This is a genomic window from Anabaena sp. PCC 7108 (assembly GCF_000332135.1).
GTDB lineage: Bacteria > Cyanobacteriota > Cyanobacteriia > Cyanobacteriales > Nostocaceae > Anabaena.
Genome location: NZ_KB235896.1, coordinates 3,134,031 through 3,155,707 on the forward strand (window position 1 = coordinate 3,134,031; position 21,677 = coordinate 3,155,707).

Consider the following 21,677-nt stretch of genomic DNA (forward strand, 5'->3'; position numbering starts at 1 on the left):
ATTTTTTACAGGCAGAGAAGCCAGTGAGTTGCGCGAATTTACGCGTTGTAGCAAAATGCGAAGCGCAGAGGAAGAGTTTCATTTTCTCATTCATTCAGCACTGACAAAGCCTGAACCGCAGCTTGGATAATACCATCATACTGAGGTAAAAATAGATTAACCTTTTGGGCATCTTGCCGATTTATACCCAGTAAACCAATATTATCTCCTGGCTGCATGACTAAAACTTTACCTTCAGAATTTTTAACTCTTAATTCTGAACCAATATCGTTTTTATAGATTCCACAGGTGTATTGACGCTGTTTGTACTCAAAGTTAGCGCGTAGTTTTGTAGTTGGTGGGGTAAAAAATATTGAAAACTGACTGGGGAGTCTCACACCGATTAACTCCATTTCAATGGTAGTGTTGCCATTAAAGTCATTTTCTCGGAGTTTGTAAGCGACATCCACTCGCGCAGGTAAGGGAAAGTAATCACCCCAACGCCAAGCGATCGCTTTAATTTTATACTGTTGATCGTCAATAGTTTGCGCTACAGTCAGTTTAATGTGACCTTTACCAACGATTTTCTGCTCAATGATTTGTGCGTTAGCTGTCCAGAAGACAGGATCAGGATTTTCGATACCGCAAGGATGAAAGATATTTAGCTGTTGATATAACTCCTGATTGATGTGATTGAGATTTGCTTGAGCATCAATTTTCAGTAGTGGTTTGAGATGTTGGGGTTCTAAACACTGATTTGCAAATTCAGATAAACGCGATCGCACTGAAAGCAAATTATCTGCTGGGAGAGAAAATCCTCCTGCGGCTTTATGTCCCCCAAATTTGCCCAGCAAGTCCCGACAATATTCTAAAGCTGCAAAAACGTTAAATTCTGGAATTCCCCGCGCTGAACCGCGAATTACGCTGGCATTTTCATAAGTACCGATGAAGACAGGAACTCCGTAACGTTCCACCAAGCGAGAAGCGACAATCCCAATTACACCATGATGCCAATTATCTTTGATAACGACTAATACTCGGTCTTTTTGTAAATATTTTACATATAAATTTTCAACCAGTGCGATCGCTTCCTGTTCAATTTCCTCACACATCTGCTGACGTTGGATGTTGATTTGTTCACACTGCATTGCTCTTTCCAGCGCTAATCCCATATCATCAGTAGTCAACAATTCTATCACCGTCTGCGGATTGCCAATCCTGCCAATTGCATTAATGCGCGGACCCAAACGAAAACCAATATCTTCCGGTTTTAACGATTTGGAATTTTGGTTTTTCTCCCCTTCACTTGCTTGCACTCCAGCCACTTGAATTAAAGCTTGCACTCCTGGTAAAGTAGATTTAGGTAAAAGCTTTAAACCACGTTTCACCCACCGCCGATTTACACCAGTTAAAGGAGCTAAATCTGCAATAGTTCCCAATGTAAACAACGCTAACATTGGCTTAACTAAACCCTGAAGTTCCCCCAACTGTTGAGCTAAACATACTGCTAAGATATAAGCCACACCCACACCAGCAACACCCCGATAAGGTGAAGATTCAGCTATGAGTTTAGGGTTAAGAATTGCATTAGCTGGGGGTAATTTGGGGGGAATGTCGTGATGATCGGTGATAATTACCTTTAATCCCAGTTCTCTAGCTCTCGCAATTGGCTCAAAAGCAGATATACCATTATCTACAGTCAGGATTAATCCTACCCCTTCACTGTGGAATTCTTCGACAATGCGGTTGTTAATCCCATAACCTTCGTGCATTCGACTAGGGATAGCATAATCTACATTTGCACCCAAAGCGCGGAGGCTTCTGAGCAGTACTGCAGTACTAGTCATCCCATCTGCATCGTAGTCTCCACAGATAGCAATCTTCTCTTTATTGGCGATCGCATTTGCCAACAACTCTACACTAATCGCTAAATCAGGGAAATCCTCCAACGGAGAAGGTAAATTGAGAGATTCAGGATTTAAAAATGCTTGTGCTGCTGCTGGTGTTTCCATACCCCTATTAATCAATAATTGGTTAATAATAGGAGATAGATTAGTTGAATTTGCTAATTTTTTAGCTAATTCTGGGTTTTCCAGCGCAATTTGCCAACGTTGATTAGGTAAGCGTTTAACGGGTTTGGCGATTTCATTTATAGGTCGGTCTAGCACAGATAATGGGGTAATTGGTAATAGGTAATATCCTAATAGATATTCAGACAATATCAGAGATGAGATGACAGTGAATCAGATAAAATAAAAACAAATCAACAAAAGGCAGTCTTTATGGTCAACCAAATCAGTGAAATCAAATCCCCCACTGAACTGGTAATCTCTTGGGAAGCCTTACCCGATGATTTTCAGTTAGAGGATGAACCTGTGGAAAATACCGGACAGCCGATTTTGGCTGGTGCTTTGCGAGAAAGCTTAGAAATTGCGGGTTTCATTCAACCCCAGATGTTGATAGCGTCAAATTTTGGTTTATGTGCCACATTAGACGGTCAATTTATCGCTAAAGCACCTGATTGGTTGTATGTTCCCTCAGTAAAAGAGATTTTACCAGAACGCAAAAGCTACACACCCAATTTAGAAGGGGATATTCCCGCCATAGTCATAGAATTTTTATCTGATACTGAAGGTGGAGAATATTCCGTTAAGCGCACATATCCACCAGGAAAATGGTTTTTTTACGAGCAAATTTTGCAAGTTCCCATTTATGTAATTTTTGATTCAGATGGCGGTTTATTAGAATTTTATCAATTAGAAAATGGGCATTATTGTTTAAAACAACCAGACGAAAATGGTCTACATTGGATTAATTCAATGGGCTTATTTTTAGGAACTTGGAGAGGAGAAAAAGAAGCCAGAACAGGTTATTGGTTAAGGTGGTGGAATGAAGCAGGTAATTTATTACCTTGGTCTGTAGAACGGATTGAACAAGAACGTCAGGAGAAAGAAAGGCTAATAGCTTATTTAAAATATCAGGGTATCGATCCTGATAATCTACCATAAATCAATAATTTAGATCCCCGATTTATTTAATAAGCCGGGGATATTGAAGGGCAAAAACTGACTAAAACACATTCACCTGCCCATCGTCAAGAACATTGAGAGAGCGATCGCCTGGAAACCGATTACTAGGGCGCAGTTCTAAGCGCAGAGTACCGAAATTAGGTTTAGAAACAACAGCTTGTAAAGACCTGCCGGTATCATCCCAAAATAGGAGAGAAATATTCGGTGCTGTGGCACTTTGCTGATTTAAACGATATTCCTTTCCTGGTTCTAGAGTCATGCGTTGCATTTCTGGAAATCTATCCAATTTCAAAACTCTAGGTGTGCGATTAACAACTTCCACACGAATATATTGGCCGGGTTTAAACTGAAGTGGGCGCGTTCCACAATTAGAAGCACAAGTCCCAGCTAGTGTGACATCAGATTTACTAGTTGGTATCAACAGCAAAGTTGTAGCAATTAATGTCGCCGTTATTAATTTATGCATAGTCTTAAAAATCACAAAATTATCTTCAAAAATTGCCAAGCCAACTATCAGTAATTAAACTGAATTTCTACATTAATAATACCCATAATCATGTTCTTATATATCATCATGTTCCGAGGATATGCCTAAACTTGTTCAGCAGACAAACACATTCAACTAAATTCAGTTATAATCATTAACTGCGGTATTCGCTCTAAGTCTTGACGCTACTGCTCATACAGCCCTTCAAACCATCCGTCCGCCTAAGACTAGCGCCGCCCTTGGCGACAGGCCGATGTTAATTCTGGAGTTCTATGTCTTTTTCTACTCTCGGCTTGTCCAAGGAAATTATCCGTGCAGTCACAGAGCGGGGGTACACCAAACCCACGCCAATTCAAATGCAGGCGATACCTGCCGTCTTGTCAGGCGGTGATCTATTAGCCGGCGCTCAAACAGGTACGGGAAAGACCGCAAGCTTCACCCTACCGCTGCTGCATCTGTTGTCCTCCGACCAAAACAATAAAAGCACTTCTACTTATTCACCAATTCGGGCGCTAATTCTCACCCCTACTCGTGAACTTGCCGCACAGGTAGAAGAAAGCGTGAAAGACTATGGCAAGTACCTGAAACTGAACTCAATGGCGATGTTCGGCGGAGTCAGCATTAATCCCCAAAAACAGAAGTTAAGGGGGCGCGTAGACATTTTAGTTGCTACCCCAGGACGACTACTAGATCATGTTCATCAAAGAACTGTGAACCTGTCAAACATTGAAGTTTTGATACTGGATGAAGCAGATCGGATGTTAGACATGGGCTTTATTAATGATATCCGCCGCATCCTCTCCCTACTGCCCAAACAGCGACAGAATTTGTTATTTTTCGCCACCTTCTCCGACAAAATCAAGACGCTGGCGGCAGGGTTACTCAATCACCCAACAATGATAGAGGTGGCACGCCGCAACGTCACAGCTGACACGATTGCCCAGAAAGCGTATCAGGTAGATCGTGACAGAAAGCGCCAATTACTTGCTCACCTAATTCGCCAAGATAATTGGTATCAAGTGCTAGTGTTTACCCGCACTAAATATGGTGCTGACCGTCTAGTAAAGCAGTTAGGCGAAGACCGCATCCAAGCACTGGCAATCCACGGTAACAAGAGCCAAGGGGCGCGTACCCACGCTTTAGCAAAGTTCAAAAATGGTAGTTTACAGGTACTTGTAGCCACAGACATTGCGGCGCGGGGTCTTGACATCAGTGAACTGCCCCATGTAGTCAATTTCGACTTACCCAATGTCCCAGAAGATTATGTTCATCGTATTGGTCGTACAGGCCGCGCTGGTGCTAATGGTGAAGCCGTATCCCTGGTGTGCGTCGATGAATACCAGTTGTTAGCAGATATTGAAAAACTGATTGAACAGCGTTTGCCATTACAAGTAGTTGCGGGTTTTGGAATCAACCCCAATACCAAAGCTGAACCAATCCCCAATGGAAAACAAAACAAAAAGAAACCCAGAAGAAGCAAAGGAACAGCTCGCTCTTCTAAAACTCAGTCACCCAGAAAAATGCGAGTTGTGGATTAAGTTGATATATCTCGTTCCTAGTCTCCGACTGGGAATGCAATCACAGAGGCTCTGACTCTACTTTTAGGCTGTTGCGATTTTAAATCATGCTATGCAAATTATAGGCTTTTCAGTTTACTAAAGGCATAGCCTTCTAGAATTCATTCCCATACAGAGTATGGGAACGAGAATTAAATAGAAAATAGGTATATTATTTATTAATGCTTTTTTTCTGTTTCCAAGTGCCACCATAAACATAAAATGGGTTATTTTCACTAATAACTGGCCAACATTGAAGGCAAACAAAAAGCCATTCTCCCCCATTTTGGTATTTAACTCTATACAAAATCGGTGCAGTTTCCCCACACCGATTGCATAACTTAACTCTATTGTTGGACACCATGTTCCTTAAGCCACTGCGGAAGCTTGAGGTTTAGCAAAAATCATCCTCCCTGCTGAGGTTTGTAAGGCACTGGTGACGATTACCCGCAATTCACCACCTACATAACTGCTACCTTCCTCAACCACTACCATTGTGCCATCGTCCAAGTAACCAATTCCTTGACTGGGTTCTTTACCTTCTTTGAGAATTTTCAAATCTAGGTTATCACCAGGTAAATAAGATGGACGAACTGCATTTACCAAATCATTGACATTTAGAACTGGGACTTTCTGTACACTAGCAACTTTGGATAAATTGTAGTCATTAGTTAACAGAGTGCCGTTGATTTCTTGGGCAAATTTTACCAATTTGGCATCAACTGTGGCAATATCTTCGTAGTCAGCAGGATTGATTAAAATCCGTTCTGGGTAAGTTTCTCGAATCCGGTTGAGAATCTCTAGTCCGCGTCTTCCTCGCACCCGCTTTTGGTCTTTACTAGCATCAGCAACTTGTTGTAGTTCTTGTAATACAAACTGCGGTACAAGAATTACCCCTTCCAAAAACCCAGTTTCTAGTAAGTTTTCAATGCGACCATCGATAATGCAACTCGTGTCTAAAACTTTGGTGTTGGCAGGTTTGAGAGTTCCTTCTACTACCAATGTTTCTACGGTGTTAGGATTAATTAACCGTAATAAACCCCGCCCATGGGTATCTGCCAAATTCATGCCAGTGACGGAAAGTATGATACTACCGACTACTGCCACCAGGGGTTTGATAAATCCAAAATCTGCGGGAATGGGTAGTAAAAATAGCGGGGCTAACATTAAGTTGGCTAGTAATAGCCCAATTACTAAGCCAATGGCACGAGTTAAGATGACTTCCAGGGGCATTTCTCGAACTTGTGTTTCTAAGCGACGGTATGTCGTCTGGAAACTCAAACCGATAGCACCACCGATAATAGCGGCAAAGACGGCAACGACTAAGCGTAAGGCTTCTAGATTTGTTACACCGTTGAGGGTTCCTGGGGGGAGTAGGTCGGTACTGTAGTAACCTATTCCCGCAGCTGCCAGAATAAATGAGAGAATGATAATGACATCAAGCATAATTGTGCTGTTTTCCTACAATTGTAGTTACCCGATAGAGTAAGTATTTTTTATTTCCTCGGTCATAATGATTAAGAAATATGCACTTACCCTAGGTGTTCAGGCACGGAAGATATGCAAACATTATAACTAAAGAGTTTTCGCTGCATAATTATTCTTATTTTTGTTGTAAAAACATAAAAAGTTGTAAACAATCTACTCATTTTCATAATTTGTAATTGTCCATTAAATTAATATAATTCTTGATCAAAATGAGTCAAAAAGAAATTGTTTCTGGAATTCCCACTGCTGCTTATGTACATATTCCCTTTTGTCGGCGACGGTGTTTTTATTGTGACTTCCCGGTGTCTGTCGTGGGCGATCGCTTGCGAGGTGAAACATCTGGTACGATTTGCCAATATGTTGAGGCACTTTGTCAGGAAATCAACATGGCACCAGCCTTTAGTCAACCCCTAGAAACAATTTTTTTTGGTGGTGGTACTCCTTCACTGCTGTCAGTTGAGCAGTTACAACGGATAATAGAAGCTCTGGCAGGACGCTTGGGAATTGGGGCTGGGGTAGAAATTTCTATGGAAATGGACCCCGGTACATTCGATTTAGCACATATCGCAGGTTATCGCAGTGCAGGTGTGAACCGGGTAAGTTTGGGTGTACAAGCTTTTCAAGAAGAATTGTTAAAACTTGCTGGGCGATCGCACTCAGTTACAGATATTCTTGCAGCTATAGACTTAATCCACCAAGTCGAAATACCCGAATTTAGCTTAGACCTAATTTCCGGGTTGCCACATCAGTCTTTAGGACAATGGCAAGATTCCCTGACTAAAGCGGTAGAAATTGCCCCAACTCATATTTCTATATATGACTTAACAATTGAACCAGGAACAGCTTTTGGTCGTTATTTCCAAGCTGGTGACAATCCTCTGCCGACGGATGAAACCACAGTTAAAATGTACCATAAGGCGCAGCAAGTTTTAACTGGTGCAGGTTATGAGCATTATGAAATTTCCAATTATGCTCAAAAAGGACATCAATGCCAACATAATCGCGTTTATTGGCAAAATCGCCCTTATTATGGCTTTGGTATGGGTGCAGCCAGTTATGTGCAAGGAAAACGCTTCACCCGTCCCCGGAAAACGAAGGAATATTACGAATGGTTGCAAAATGGCGCAGTGATTGCTTGTGAAATTACTCCACCAGAGGAAGAATTGTTAGAAACCTTGATGTTGGGGTTGCGTTTAGCAGAAGGTTTAAATTTGGTGACGTTGACAGAGAATTTTGGAAAAGAAAAAGTAGAGGAAATTCATCAATGTTTGCGACCTTATTTTGCTCAAGGTTGGGTAAAAGTTGTGGGAGGAAACTTGCGTTTAACAGATCCCAATGGGTTTTTATTTTCTAACGTGGTCTTAGCAAAGTTGTTTGAAAAGTTAGGAGATGATATAAACCAATTTCCAGTGTAAAATTATATATCTTCTTCCTTCTTCCTTCTTCCTTCTTCCTTCTTCCTTCTTCCTTCTTCCTATTCCTACGGAACGTCTTCGACGAACGCGTCCTTTGCGTCTTTGCGGTTTATTTAATCCGTATTTTTCTGGCGTTCTCATTCGTAAAAATACAAATGAATCTCCCTGTCTATAAAGTGAAACGGTATTAACTGTAATTTTTCCACAAAAGAAAATTCAAAAATCTGTAATGACTATAACTATAAATAAGATTTTATAAAAACTTTATTGTTCTAATTCTTAAATTTTATTTAACCTGCATTAATTGAATCAAAAAATACCTTAATTTAAAGTTATAAATATTGATCAGCAGGTGAGATTCTACAAGCTTTGTCAAAAGAAGAAGTTGATGATGTTGATTATTCTGAACTCCCGTGAATCTTGTTACCGTAGATCCTGTTTAGTCGGTACTTCTTCTGACCCCTGAATCATGCATGGTAAACAATAGAAAAAATACATAGCCAATGACTAACGTACTCTGGCTGCAAGGTGGTGCTTGTTCAGGTAACACCATGTCATTTCTGAATGCCGAAGAACCGACAGCTTGTGATTTAATTGCTGACTTTGGGATTAAAATACTTTGGCATCCTTCCTTGGGTGTAGAACTAGGTGACAACTTACAAACACTGCTATGGGAATGCGTTTTAGGTAAAACTCCCGTAGATATTTTAGTATTTGAAGGTAGCGTAGTTAACGCCCCCAATGGTACAGGAGAATGGAACCGGTTTGCAGACCGTCCCATGAAAGATTGGTTAAACGATTTAGCCAAAGTTGCGAAATTTATTGTAGCTGTGGGAGACTGTGCAACTTGGGGAGGAATTCCCGCTATGTCACCCAACCCCAGCGACTCGAAAGGATTACAATTTCTCAAACGGGAAGAAGGCGGTTTTTTAGGGAAAGATTTCGTCAGCAAAGCTGGCTTACCTGTAATTAATATTCCCGGTTGTCCCGCACACCCCGACTGGATAACGCAGATATTAGTAGCGATCGCCACTGGACGAATTGATGATATAGTTCTCGATGAACTTCACCGTCCCCAAACCTTCTTCAACACCTTCACCCAAACAGGTTGTACCCGCAACGTTCACTTTGCATACAAAGCCACAACCGCCGAATTTGGACAACGTAAAGGCTGCTTATTCTACGACTTAGGTTGTCGTGGTCCCATGACCCATTCTTCCTGTAACCGCATTCTTTGGAACCGCGTCTCCTCCAAAACCCGCGCTGGAATGCCCTGTTTAGGTTGTACAGAACCCGAATTTCCATTTTTTGACCTTAAACCCGGAACAGTCTTTAAAACTCAAACTGTCATGGGAGTTCCTAAAGAAATACCCCCCGGAGTCAACCATAAAGATTACGCAGTCCTCACGGTTGTTGCCAAAAACACAGCCCCAAAATGGGCAGACGAAGACTTTTTTACTGTTTAGTCATTAGTCATTGGTCATTGGTTATTAGTAGAAACAATTACCAATCACCAATTACCTATTACCAATCACCAATTACCTAGAAAATATGCCAATTCAAACATTAGATATTTCACCCGTTGGTAGAGTCGAGGGTGATTTAGATGTGCGCGTCGAAATCGAAAATGGATATGTGACAAACGCTTGGACTCATGCCGAACTTTTTCGTGGTTTTGAAATAATTTTACGCGGAAAAGATCCCCAAGCCGGCTTAATTGTCACCCCCAGAATTTGTGGAATTTGTGGCGGTTCTCACCTCAGTTCTGCATCTTGGGCGTTGGATACAGCTTGGGGAAATGAAGTTCCCAGAAATGCAATTTTGGCGAGAAACTTAGGTCAAATTGTCGAAACAATGCAAAGCATTCCTCGCTATTTTTACGGATTGTTTGCCATTGACTTAACTAATAAAAATTATCGCCGTAGTCACTTTTATGATGAAGCTTGTCGGCGCTTTGCTGCTTTCACAGGGAAATCCTATGAAATAGGCATTACAATTTCTGGTAAACCTGTAGAAATCTACGCTTTATTAGGTGGACAATGGCCGCACAGCAGTTATATGGAAATAAATTGAGGAATTGCTTATATAGTCAGGGTTTATAATAATAGGTGTAATTATTCCCTGGTTTTTCCTTAAATTAGGCAATAAACCCACTCCAGTCATATCATAAGTCCATTTATTTTTATCTACTAACAGCTATTTGGTGTTTTCAGGCGTTACCTAATTCTTCCCTACATTGCCTCGCCCCAACCTCAAAATCGTCTGAAATATAACCCAGGCTTTTTCTCAATAGAAATACGTAAAAGGTAATTTAAAAGTTAAAATATTGACGGTTTTGCTTGAGTATAGAAGTATTGATTTATTTGGATGTTGAACGATCGCAATGCACGATCAAAATTGTCCGAATTGATTAGCGATCGCATTAATCGCAGTTAAAGAAGCACAAGATAATAGATTTTGAGCGATCGCACTAACCCAACATTAGCGATCGCATTAACCGCAGTTAAAGAAACACAAGATAATAGATTTTAAGCGATCGCACTAACCCAATATTAGCGATCGCATTAATCACAGTGAAGGAAGCACAAGACAATGGATTTTGAGCGATTCCTACGGAGCGCTTCGCTATAGCACTAACTCAATATTAGCGATCGCACTCACAAAATCGCGTTACTCCCAACTGTAATATGATCCCTGATCCGTCTGCACTTGAAGTGTTCCTGATGGACTCCAAAACCATTTTCCGCCATATTCAACACCTTTTACCCAAATCCTTACATTAGAATTCTCAAGAAACAAGATGCTTGAAACAACACCATCATCCCATTCAATTCTTGAGGCAACACCACTATCTTCAGATTTTGAAGTTTGCCGAATCAAAGCTCTAGTTGTCTTTCCAGAAACTTGTATATCTTTATTTTTGAAAGTCACAAGGCTATTTTCAACACGACTTTTTATTTTCTCTAACTCTGAACTAGCTGCTATTGGTACATCAGTACCAAGTTTTTTTTCAAGCCGTTGCCAACGCTCCTCATCTTTTTGACGCTCTTTCCTATCACGAGCATCCTTTGCTACATCAATGGCCTGCTCTGCGTAGAAATCAGGAGTACAAGAAACAATCAATAGAGAACCTAACGCAAAAACTAGTCTTAGCTGCTTCGTTATTGTTATTTTACCCATAGGTATTGATTAGATGAGTTTATACCGATTTTAGCAACTCTTTTTCTAAACTATTTAATGATTTGGGATTTTGTAAATCAAATAATTCTATCCATTCAGGGACAATTGGGGTTGTTATGGCGATCGCACTTATTCCGTAAGTCATACCCAAAAAGCGATCGCACTCACGAAATCGTGTTACTCCCAACTATAATATGATCCCTGATCCGTCTGCACTTGAAGTGTTCCTGATGGACTCCAAGACCATTCTCCGCCATATTCAACACCTTTTACCCAAATCCTTGCCTTAGAATTCTCAAGAAACAAGATGCTTGAAACAACACCATCATCCCATTCAGTTCTTGTGGCAGCACCACTATCTTCAGGCTCTGAAGTTTGCTGAATCCAAGCTTTAGTTGTCTTTCCAGAAACTTGTATATCTTTATTTTTTAAAGTCACAAGGCTATTTTCAACACGACTCTTTATTTTCTCTAACTCTGAATTAGTTGCTATTTGAGAACTACCTACCGTGACTTCAACCGTAAGTGTAGAACCATCTTCAAGTTTAATCTCTGTTTTCCCCGTATCTTTAATCTGTTGAAGCTGACTGTCACTCAGTGCTTGAATAATAGTGACTTTTTCTCCATTCTTCTTGATGGCTTCTATCTGTAACTTTTTTGCTTCTACATCTAAATTAGCAGCTTCAACTTGCTTAATACTTACAGCAGTTGTTGTGACAAGTCCAATTACTGCTGTACCTAACACGATAGCTGCTTTTGGGTCTTTACACCCAGATAAAAACAGAAGCGCTATTGCAAAAACTGCGATGATTCTATGACTGACGAATTTATAATTCATTTTACATCCCAGTAATTTTTAGATTAATTGGCTGTCTCACTATTTATTATACGGAAGCTTTCCGTATAATCTTTCTCTCGATATATCAATAATTACAATTAATTACTGTCTGAAATATACGGAAAACTTATTTTTTACTTCCCTCTCTGGGTATTATACAGAATTTTTCCGTATGAAATCCCTACTTAGAGTACTAAACGGTACTGCACGGGTATTGAGGTTAAACGAATCTTTAAGATTGCGCGTTAAAGACGTTGATTTTGCTCAAAATTAGCTTCCAGCTTCAACCTTTCATTCTCCATTCTTAACGCCAATATTTCATTCTTCTGCAACTCAATTAACGACCTTTGACTAATTACTTCACCAAAGGCTTTTTTACGATTTTCAATACCAAACCATCTCTGATAAGTTTTTGTATGTTCATCAACAGTATGACCTAAATTGTCTGCTGCGGCTTTAATTGGTATTCCCTGAAGATGCGCTCGAATTGCACAACCATGCCGTAAATCATAAGGTTGAAACTCAATTCCCACTTTTCTAAACCATCTGGATATATCTCTCCGCATCCAATTAATATTTTGTACAGAGGCAATCTTAGCAACTTTTTTCTCTAAAATATTTAATGGTTTGGGATTTTTCAAATCAAATAATTCTATCCATTCCGGTACAAAAGGGATAACTTCTCGATATCCAGTTTTGGTATTTTTATTCACCTTCCAAGTATGATCTATATTTTGGGGAGACATCCACCAATTAATATCAGGTTGGACAAATAATTCCCTTGGCCTTAACCCATAAGTTGCCAACATTCCATATACCCAACGCCACATTTCCCAAGTGTCTATTTCATCACTAATGTTTGTATTTTTGCGGTTGAGGGCGAATTTTTCAAAGAGGTCAAAAGCAGATATTATTTTTTCATCTTCAGGAATTTCTCGATAAGCAGGAGTGACATGATCTCGTTTGACATCGAGTTGAAATCCTAAATTAAAGGTTTTAATCAAAACAGAACTTACCGCAATCAGTTCATTTTTTTTATTACCCTGAAATGAATTAATAATTTCCTCAAAATTTTCTTTAGTGGCTAAATAGGTGAGAGAAAAGTTTCTTTTAATTACAGATATATAATTAGCAAAAGTGTTTTGACTGGTGATAGTTTTCTGACGGGTTTGATAATATTTTTCCTCAAATGTATCTAATAATTCTCCAATGGTTTTGATCTCTTGCTTCTCTCTCGATTTAATTCCTAAATACTTCTCATTCCACTGGAAAGTATGACGAGCAATTAATTTACCTAACTCGTAACTTTCTTCAATTGCTGTTTTTAATCCCTCTAAATTTGCGGGTATTCCTAGAGATAAATCATACTGCTTTTTTGTTTTACCTAAACTGTAATCTCCTGGTTTTAACGGTAGGGTAGCTCGTAATTGAAGAGAATTGCCAGTTTGTTTAATGGTAACTCTTATTCTCTCCCTTTTTAAATTAGTATTAGCTTCGACTAACTTCTGTTCAAAAACTGCTTGATACTCTAATTCCGTTGCTTTTATTTTCGCCATTGTTCCTCTATAACTACCGTCTGTGGTGTTCTGCGGCTCAAAGTCTGCAAACATATCTGCGAACCAGTCCCTTGAGTCTGCATTTGCATATTCCTGTGTAGATGTGGAATATGTCCCCTCGCAATTACCCTGATTTTGTCCGCTCATTCCCTAAATATTCCCTTATTTATAAACTGAAATGGTGAAAATAAAATGTTCTGACTGAGCAAAATTACCTGATAAAATAAGTTACTCAGGAACATTTACAGCATATCACCTGTTGTCATTGCAGTTATATGGTGCCTGGTGGTGTGATGTGCGCCCCCACTTTAACCGATATTACCCGCGCCTCGGCAATTCTGGAATATTTCCGCACTAATTGGTTAGAACCAGTTTGGTTAGGTTGTTCTTTAGAAAGATATGAAGAAATTCAATCTTATGAGGATTTTGTTAAATGGTTGAATCAAGATGTTAAACATCGAGAATCTGACTTGGGTTTATATTGGCGCATGGGTTTAGATATCGGTTTAGATCGATATGGTGCGGGTGTGGGTAAATATGTGACTTGGGGTTATATTCCCCATGAGGATAGATACAATAAGCCCACCATTGAAGGACGTAACGCCGCCGTAATTATGAAAAACGGCGTTTATGATAGCTTCACTGATACTCATGCCTTGATTAATGAATCTTTTATCCGTGAAAATACAACCCGTTCTTGGTATGATGAGGGAACGGAAGATGTTCATCCGAGCGATCGCACAACTAACCCAATTAATAACAACGAAAAAGACTTTTCTGGTGCTTATTCTTGGGCAAGTGCAGTCCTTCACCAAGACTTAGGACGTTTAGAAGCAGGACCCCTAGCCCGTCAATTAGTTGCAGGTGGTAAACATGGAGAAGACTGGCAACATTACGACCCCTTCATTCTCGATGTTTTCAAGAAAATGGGCGGTGCTAATGTTCATGTTCGTCAATTAGCCAGAGTCCACGAAATTGTCAAGTTATATCGTCAAGCTGAACGCTGTTTAAGAGAGTTCAAATTAAACGATCCTTGGTATATTAAACCCAAAGAAAAAGACGGTAAAGGTTGGGGTGCAACTGAAGCCGCTAGAGGTGCATTATGTCACTGGGTAGAAATTGAAAAAGGCAAAATTAAACAATACCAAGTTATTGCCCCTGGTACTTGGAATATTGGACCCCGTGACGGTGCTGGACAATTAGGACCGATTGAAAAAGCATTAGTAGGAACACCGATTCAAGACCCTACAGACCCCGTAGAAGTTGGTCATGTCGCCCGTTCTTTTGATTCATGTTTGGTGTGTACTGTTCATGCCCATGATGCGAAAACTGGGGAGGAATTAGCTCGTTTTAGAACAGCTTAATTTATGTTACTTACTTAAGATCCCCGACTTCTCTAAGAAGTCGGGGATCTATTCTCTATTTTTCAAAAAGTCAGGGTTCTATATAATTGTTATGTGCAGTACAAAAGTTCCCAAATCCGTGGGTTAGTCTGGACTTTAATGAGTAATTGGTAATTCATGATCATATGAATTATCAATTCTCAATGACAAATTTACTAAAATTGGTAACTAATTGTGTCTAATTTAGAACTACATCAATATCTTCCTAAGCTTCCTGATGTTGGACTGCAAGAATTTATGGAATGGTGTATTTTGGAGCAGTCAAAAGCAGCAGGATTGGAATTTAAACCTGATCAAGGTAAGTTAAATAATTTAGCAGCAGCGGATTATTCTAAGCAATTAGTTGACCAATTTATGAAGGTAAAACCTGACCCAATTAGAGCGGGGTTAGTGGCTGTAATTGCTGGTAAACAAGCTGATAAACATGAATTGACAGGTTTGGCTGCTGTGGTTGATTTTGTTTCTCTTTATGTTAAATATTTAATTCCTAAAGATGGTAGTAATCCTGAAGATGCTGATGCAATTTTAGCTAAGGCATCACAACATCAGTATGATAAACTTGTTGAAGTTGCGAAAAAACATGGTGTGAATTTATAGATTTTTAGGTGGGCATTGCCCACCATATTTTTTGTTTCTGGCTTTAGAAAAATCAGTAGTAGGTTAGGGTATTACTAGATATAGCAATTACTATTCAAGTGCAGTACAAGCTGTAATAATTAAACGCAGATAATTTTGTACTTCACTAGACTAGAAAACGCTATAAATAATACCAATAACCTCATACTATTAAAGCACTACAAAATTGTTGGCTATCAGGCTACTTGCAGTAACACCTAATAAGGATGCTAATTCTGTATTTCCTGTTTTGATTAAAGTGTCATTACCTTGTTGTATCAGTGTTAAATCACTAAATTGAGTCACTCCAGTAATACCACTAATTCCAATCACGTCTACACCTGCGGTAAAGTCAGTAATTATGTTTTTGCTAGTTGTTAAATCGGCATTTGCAATCCAGAATTGGTCAGCACCAGCACCACCGGCAACTAAGTTATTACCACCTTCTTGAACATAAAATTGATCATCACCATTTCCACCTAAAGCGCGACCATTTTCACCTAGGTAGAAAATGTCATTACCTGCACCACCAGAAAGACGATAATTGCTGGCTTCTGTAGCATCGAGTTGATCATCTCCACTGTTACCAAAAGCACGGTCATGATTAGCAACATCAATGATATCTTGACCACTACCAGTAGCAATCCGATTATTACCAACTACACTACCACCCAAGGGAACATCTACTTGATCGTTTCCAGCACCGGTGAAAACTATTTGATTAATTCCACCAAAATCAATTCCAGCTTTCAGGATATCTGCACCAGGTGTACCGATGACTAAATTAGATTCTTGAATGGGGGATAGGGTAGGATTAACTTCAAACTGACTAACAATTTGAGGTTGACGGTTAGTAACACTATCAGGATTTGCTTCCAACTCTTCACGGGTATAAGCATCAATCCCATAGGTGGTAACAGTCAACTTTTGAGTTATCGGATCAATATCAAACTCAGTCCAACCATAGGTGTGGGTAGCGACATAATCACCTTGTAATAAGGTAGCATCAATCAAACCATCGGCTACAGCAAGATTATTATTCAAACCAACAGGATCATAACCTAAAGGTGTTAAACCACCATCTATGACTGACTTGATAAAGTCGTCTTTATCGTTAACGATACTGTCAGCATCATTAGCAATAGGTAGAGAATCATAGATTGCTTTTTGGTCAGGAAGAAGGAAGAAATTACCTACAGTTGGACCAAAAGGAGCATCGTAAGCAACAGAACCTGTGATAATTTCAAAAGCACCAGTGGCAATTTGTTCCTGATCTGGTGCTAACTGGTAGGTGAGGTTATTAACTAATGTGCCATGAAAATCAGCAGTGACAAAAACGACGTTTTCAATGTTGTTATCATTGATAAACTTGAGGATTTCCGTCCGTTCCGCAGCATAACCTTCAAATCTGTCAGCAGCGATCGCAATGCCAATATTTTGAATTGGCTCTGGAACCATGATAAACTTCCAGGTGATGCCGTTATTTTGAGCTTGCAATAAATCACTTTTCAGATCCTCAAGTTGCACTTCTCCTAACATTGTCCGGCTAGGATCAAAAGATGCGGCAAGGAAATTTGCTACCTGAGTTGGATCAGTGGTATCTGTGACATCAACTAATTCGGTATCACGGAAGGAACGGGCATCAAGGACAAAGGTAGCAGCATCACTACCGTAATTATTGTAACGGTAAAGTTTGCGTTCGCCATCGGTGACGGTATCTCCTGTTTGCCCATAAAATTGGTCATTGATGGGGTTATATTCTTGGAAGGCTTGGAGACCGTTTTCATAAAGTGGAGAGTCGTTCACTAAGCCAGAAGTCGCCCCAAATAAGCCTTGGTCGGCTGTTGCAGCTGTGGCTAAGTCCTCACCACCTGCAAAGTCGTTAGTAACTTCGTGGTCGTCAATTGTGGCTAGGATAGAAGTGGAAGCCCGTAAATCGCCTAATGTGTTTTGGCCGTAGCGTTTGCTGTAGACTTCCGCTTGTTTGGCGCGATAATCATCTAAGGTTGTGGCTTGGTCTTTTTCCGTACCATCAGGATTTTTGAGTCCGGGAGATGCGACATCGGCGTAAATTGTATCACCAAATTCTAAGAAGAATTTCAGGTTAGCATCATCGGCATTGCTAACTGCGGGATAGGGTGCTAATTCACCGCGCCAGTCTCCAGAAACACCGAATTTTAAGCCAGTTTTTTGACCTAATGGGGCGGCTGTACTGAATTTACCAATGCTGGTTGAACCCACGCTATCGGTAACGCGATAGTAGTAGTTGGTGTTAGCATTTAAACCATCAACTGCAACTTTAACGGGTACGTTAATATCAGTGATGTTGGCTGTTTTTGTCCCAGCAATGCTAGTGAAATTGGGGTCAGTGCTATATTCAAATGTGACTTCACCAAGGAAGATACTCCGCGCCCAAAGAACGGTAGAATTTTGAGTAGTGTCACCACTAGCAATACCGTTGATAGGTTGGGGTTGGGCTATGGGGTTGCGGGGGTCGTAACCAGTGGTATCAATTTTCAGGATATCGGGAAGGGTGTTAGCGATATTTTCCCAAGGAACAAATTTGAAGTTGCTATTGACGTTTTCTAATTCTCCGTCATCTTCTACCAATTTAGCAGGGTCGTTGTTACCATCTTGGGTGACAAATAAACCATAGGGAAAGTTAGAACCAAGGGGAACGTTAATGACATCTGCACCATCTGATTCTTGGACGCTATCAATTGCACCGTTGTTACCAATAGCAAACCGTCCTAAAAATTCGTTGTTGCCTTCACGGGTGTATGCTGCAAAGGTATTATCTCCTTGACTGGAGGCGAGTAAGTAACCTGTGCCATTTGCACCGTAGTAAATAGTTAAACCTTCTACGTCAGCTACTAAATTACTACCACCCAAATCTTTGACTTGATCAATCAGTATACCTGTGTTATCGCCGCTATTTGGTTCGGCATTATATTTCCAGATACCGACGTTTTCCTGACCGATGTATAAGAAACCGGTTTCTTGGTCTACAACCATTCCCTCGGTTTGAGGGTCAATGTCGTTAATTGTGGGGACAGTAAATTCTCGGACTCGTTCTGCACCAATTGTACCATTGCCCAAGTCGATTAATTTCAACTGGGCGATGTCTCCAGTTTCTCGACGACCTGTGAAGACATAATAATCATTGGTGAAAGGACTGCGATATATTGTTAGTCCGTAGGAACTGCGAGAAGATGGTTCGTAGGGAGGGTCAAAGGGTGCTGCTTGGAAAATTGTGCCGATGTTGCTGTCGGTGATATCTTCTAAATAATTGCCGTCGGTAGAGTTGGGGTTAATTTTGAAGATTACCAGCTTATCATTTCCGCGATCGCTCGCTACAGCAATATCAATTTTTTCATCACCTAATTGAAACCCATATTGCAGGTCAATGTTGTTGTAACGAATATCCCCAGGATTCACTGTTTGCAATAATTCACCAGACAAGTCATAAACCCGCAAACCTGCATTTTTGACGGAAGTTAAAACTAAGCTATTTGCAGAATCTTCCGCATTAACATAAATAGCTGGATCATCTGCATCTGCATTTTGATCTACTGTAGCTTGGGCTGGATCTTCATCATCAAATAAGTCAGGACGGGTTTCTAAAGTGGGTGTGGCCGTTGGTACTAAGTCTGCACTCAAGGTGATAATTTGGGTAAACTGAGTTGCACCAAAGTTATTATCACTTACCAAAACAATAGACTGACGACCATCTGCTAGTTTGGGTCCAAAACTAATTCCTTCAATGTTATCTAAACCTGTAGGATGATTACCATCACTGTTAGGTAAATTCAGATCGTTTAAATTCAACAAGAGGCGTTTTTGCGCTGGTTGAATTGCTGCCAGTTGTTCAGCACTTAAACTACTCAAAGAATCAATTGTGCTAAGGTCTGTTGCGCCTTGGAGGGTAACTTCATAGATTTTGATGGTGTTCCCCACACCGACAGCAAAAGAACGTTCTAAAGCCAATAAAGTCCCACGATTATCAATTGCTAACAAGTCCACTAACCCATTATCACTAAAACCTGTACTGGGGTTGGGTGTAACTGCTGCATCTGTGGTGTAAAGATATTCTTTTTCCGGTTGTCCAGTTACCAAATTATACTGAATAATCCGAGAACGGCTACCCGCACTGGTAGTAGTAGCTGCACCATCTTGCAAAAGGGTGTTTTCTGTAGCGGTATAAAGGGTTTTTTGGTCAGGGGTAATGGTTAAACTTTCAAAAGCTAAGTTATTTCTCACACCTGAAGTTTGAGTATCACCTGTGTTGATAATACTGTCACCGTTGGTATCTTCAACAACTGGGAGGAATTTTTTAGGTACAGGAAGCGATCGCAATTCTTGCCCTGTAGTTAAGCTAAACTCTTTAATGAAGGGATCTGTAACTCTACCTGCACCAAGATTAACTTCACCTTCTGAGGAAATAAAGACAGTATTGTTGTTAGTTAAAGCAATACCTTCCGGGTCAAGACTCAAAGCTGCAAAAAAGTTGCCATTAATATCTTTTAACGGCGTAACTTGAGTAAATGTTACCCCAGTGCTATCAATGGTTTCAGGGTTTGTAGTGAAAGTGTAGAAACGAGCCGGTGCATTTTGAGAGCGATCATCGGAAATAGCGTAAAATTTACCTTGAGTCCCATCATAGGTAACACCAGACAAACCACCCAATGCAGTCGCTACTCCATCTACCGTCCCCGCTTCACCACTAGGAACAAAACCCGTTTCTAAAGTAGTTTGACCTAAAAATTCCACATCTGGAATAGTCTTTCCTGCTTCAGTCGCACCAATTTCCACATCTGCAAATACTAAACGATGGTCGGAACTGGGGAAAGGAAAAGTACCAACAGGTGCAAAAGTTGGGTCAGTATCTACAGGCCAGAATACTGCTGAGTTAGTAATTTGTAAATCCGATGAAGGTAACACATAATCTGAACGCAGATTTCCCGGTGTCGTATCCGCGAAGTCTGCGGTATCAAAATTAGGATTACCATTGTGGTTAGCATTTGCACCACCTTGTAAATCAGCTTGTTGAGGAGCGCCGGCACTGGTAGGGATATTATTGGTATTAATGCCAGGATTCTGTAAAAGTTGTAAAATGGCATTATCAAAGCTATCCCCATCAAAAGGATCAGCATTTTGATCACCCATAATCACAAAGCTAGAACCAGCAGCTAAACCCCCTGTTTTACCACCATCATCATAGATATAATCACCTTTACCGGGGGTAATATAATCTGCCCAAAATCTGATTTCATCATGGTTACGTTTACCATTACGATCTTCATCACCATCAAATACAGGTGGTGTAGGATGACTAACTAAAACATGAACTGTCTCACCATTAACTTTTATGGGTACATCCCAATGACTTTTAGAGGAAAGACGCAAAATAGCTTGTTCTTCTGGAGAGTACCAAGGAGTATCAGAACCTGGTGTGGAAATAGTAGATAACAAAGAGTCTGGCATATCCTGCCACAAAAATTCTTGAAAGGTGCGGACATTTGGTGTATCAATAGGATATTTAGACAACAGCAACATCCCAAATTGTCCTGGGAAGTTCCCGAAACCAAAAGCATCATTACCACCACCGATTGTACCGTTATTATCTAAATCAAATCCAGAGTCAATACCTGTGTTAGAAGGAGCAATATAAACATAGGGATAGTTAACAGAACTTGCTCCATTTTGACTAATTCCTAAGTAATTTTGCTGGAATAATTCTACAGCTTGCAGAGGATTATTTGCAACATAATCAAATTCATTAATCAGCAGTACATCGGGGTTAGCACGCTGGATGATTTCTGCAACAGCTTTAGCTTGAGTGTTATCTGGAGTCGATAAATCTGTGACTAATTGACCCTCACTGTTACGATTGAGGGAAGCATTAAACTGGGAAAAGCGCACTGTGTAATTAGTTGTCATAATTTATTTCTCAGGTAAATGCAGATTTAATGTAGCTAAAGCTAAATCTAGCTATGAGCAGCTATCAGTGATTACACAGACATAAAATACCAGTCAAAAGTTAAGGTTTAGTTGTCTATTGTTCAAGGTTAATAAAATATTCAATTTTTTCGATCATTCAATCTGATAGCAAATATCTGTACTTTGATGCAG

The 21,677-nt window shown here is 40.1% G+C and carries 13 protein-coding genes and 2 pseudogenes; 7 read left to right on the forward strand and 8 right to left on the reverse strand.

Annotated features, from left to right (window positions below):
• Positions 1 to 86: 86 nt before the first annotated feature.
• Complete coding sequence (gene recJ / locus ANA7108_RS0114815; protein WP_026104204.1) at positions 87 to 2,147, reverse strand: single-stranded-DNA-specific exonuclease RecJ; 2,061 nt, start codon at positions 2,145 to 2,147, stop codon at positions 87 to 89.
• 114 nt (positions 2,148 to 2,261) lie between these two features.
• On the opposite strand from recJ, the gene ANA7108_RS0114820 reads away from it, so the two are divergent.
• Entirely contained in the window at positions 2,262 to 2,987 is a 726-nt protein-coding gene (locus ANA7108_RS0114820; protein WP_016951582.1) for a Uma2 family endonuclease, read from the forward strand.
• A 61-nt stretch (positions 2,988 to 3,048) separates the two neighbouring features.
• Here ANA7108_RS0114820 and ANA7108_RS0114825 read toward each other — a convergent pair whose 3' ends face one another.
• Positions 3,049 to 3,474 carry a hypothetical protein gene (locus ANA7108_RS0114825; protein ID WP_026104205.1) on the reverse strand — a complete coding sequence of 142 codons (426 nt, stop codon included), beginning with the start codon at positions 3,472 to 3,474 and terminating at the stop codon, positions 3,049 to 3,051.
• Between the two features lie 293 nt (positions 3,475 to 3,767).
• Here ANA7108_RS0114825 and ANA7108_RS0114830 point away from each other — a divergent pair, with 293 nt between their 5' ends.
• The gene (locus ANA7108_RS0114830; protein WP_016951584.1) at positions 3,768 to 5,033 is read left to right on the forward strand and encodes a DEAD/DEAH box helicase; all 1,266 of its coding nucleotides are present in this window, start codon (positions 3,768 to 3,770) and stop codon (positions 5,031 to 5,033) included.
• A gap of 387 nt (positions 5,034 to 5,420) precedes the next feature.
• Here ANA7108_RS0114830 and ANA7108_RS0114835 read toward each other — a convergent pair whose 3' ends face one another.
• Positions 5,421 to 6,497, reverse strand: coding sequence for a PIN/TRAM domain-containing protein (locus ANA7108_RS0114835; RefSeq protein WP_016951585.1), 1,077 nt, complete (start codon positions 6,495 to 6,497; stop codon positions 5,421 to 5,423).
• 251 nt (positions 6,498 to 6,748) lie between these two features.
• On the opposite strand from ANA7108_RS0114835, the gene hemW reads away from it, so the two are divergent.
• From hemW to ANA7108_RS0114850, 3 genes and pseudogenes are all read left to right on the forward strand, one after another.
• Complete coding sequence (hemW, locus tag ANA7108_RS0114840) at positions 6,749 to 7,954, forward strand: radical SAM family heme chaperone HemW (protein WP_016951586.1); 1,206 nt, start codon at positions 6,749 to 6,751, stop codon at positions 7,952 to 7,954.
• A gap of 503 nt (positions 7,955 to 8,457) precedes the next feature.
• Complete coding sequence (locus tag ANA7108_RS0114845; protein ID WP_016951587.1) at positions 8,458 to 9,420, forward strand: hydrogenase small subunit; 963 nt, start codon at positions 8,458 to 8,460, stop codon at positions 9,418 to 9,420.
• Between the two features lie 85 nt (positions 9,421 to 9,505).
• Positions 9,506 to 10,015, forward strand: a pseudogene (locus ANA7108_RS0114850) (nickel-dependent hydrogenase large subunit); the annotation flags it as partial.
• A 609-nt stretch (positions 10,016 to 10,624) separates the two neighbouring features.
• On the opposite strand, the gene ANA7108_RS0114855 reads toward ANA7108_RS0114850, so the two are convergent.
• The 4 genes from ANA7108_RS0114855 to ANA7108_RS0114870 all read right to left on the reverse strand — a co-directional run bounded on the left by ANA7108_RS0114855 (position 10,625) and on the right by ANA7108_RS0114870 (position 13,674).
• Positions 10,625 to 11,134: a hypothetical protein gene (locus tag ANA7108_RS0114855; RefSeq protein WP_016951589.1), complete on the reverse strand. Its 510-nt coding sequence runs from the start codon at positions 11,132 to 11,134 to the stop codon at positions 10,625 to 10,627.
• A 19-nt stretch (positions 11,135 to 11,153) separates the two neighbouring features.
• The gene (locus ANA7108_RS30240; RefSeq protein WP_158318364.1) at positions 11,154 to 11,321 is read right to left on the reverse strand and encodes a hypothetical protein; all 168 of its coding nucleotides are present in this window, start codon (positions 11,319 to 11,321) and stop codon (positions 11,154 to 11,156) included.
• Positions 11,312 to 11,971 (reverse strand): hypothetical protein, encoded by a 660-nt coding sequence (locus tag ANA7108_RS0114865; RefSeq protein ID WP_016951591.1) that lies wholly within the window; start codon positions 11,969 to 11,971, stop codon positions 11,312 to 11,314. The genes ANA7108_RS30240 and ANA7108_RS0114865 overlap by 10 nt, the downstream gene beginning before the upstream one ends.
• Positions 11,972 to 12,216: 245 nt before the next feature.
• On the reverse strand, positions 12,217 to 13,674 hold the full coding sequence (locus tag ANA7108_RS0114870; RefSeq protein ID WP_016951592.1) for a site-specific integrase: 1,458 nt from the start codon (positions 13,672 to 13,674) through the stop codon (positions 12,217 to 12,219).
• 116 nt (positions 13,675 to 13,790) lie between these two features.
• Here ANA7108_RS0114870 and ANA7108_RS27395 point away from each other — a divergent pair.
• Together ANA7108_RS27395 and ANA7108_RS0114880 are read left to right on the forward strand one after the other, a co-directional pair.
• Positions 13,791 to 14,891, forward strand: a pseudogene (locus ANA7108_RS27395) (nickel-dependent hydrogenase large subunit); the annotation flags it as partial.
• 213 nt (positions 14,892 to 15,104) lie between these two features.
• Positions 15,105 to 15,527 carry a hypothetical protein gene (locus ANA7108_RS0114880; protein WP_016951594.1) on the forward strand — a complete coding sequence of 141 codons (423 nt, stop codon included), beginning with the start codon at positions 15,105 to 15,107 and terminating at the stop codon, positions 15,525 to 15,527.
• Positions 15,528 to 15,716: 189 nt separating this feature from the next.
• Here ANA7108_RS0114880 and ANA7108_RS0114885 read toward each other — a convergent pair whose 3' ends face one another.
• Positions 15,717 to 21,485: a phytase gene (locus tag ANA7108_RS0114885; RefSeq protein ID WP_016951595.1), complete on the reverse strand. Its 5,769-nt coding sequence runs from the start codon at positions 21,483 to 21,485 to the stop codon at positions 15,717 to 15,719.
• Positions 21,486 to 21,677 lie beyond the last annotated feature (192 nt).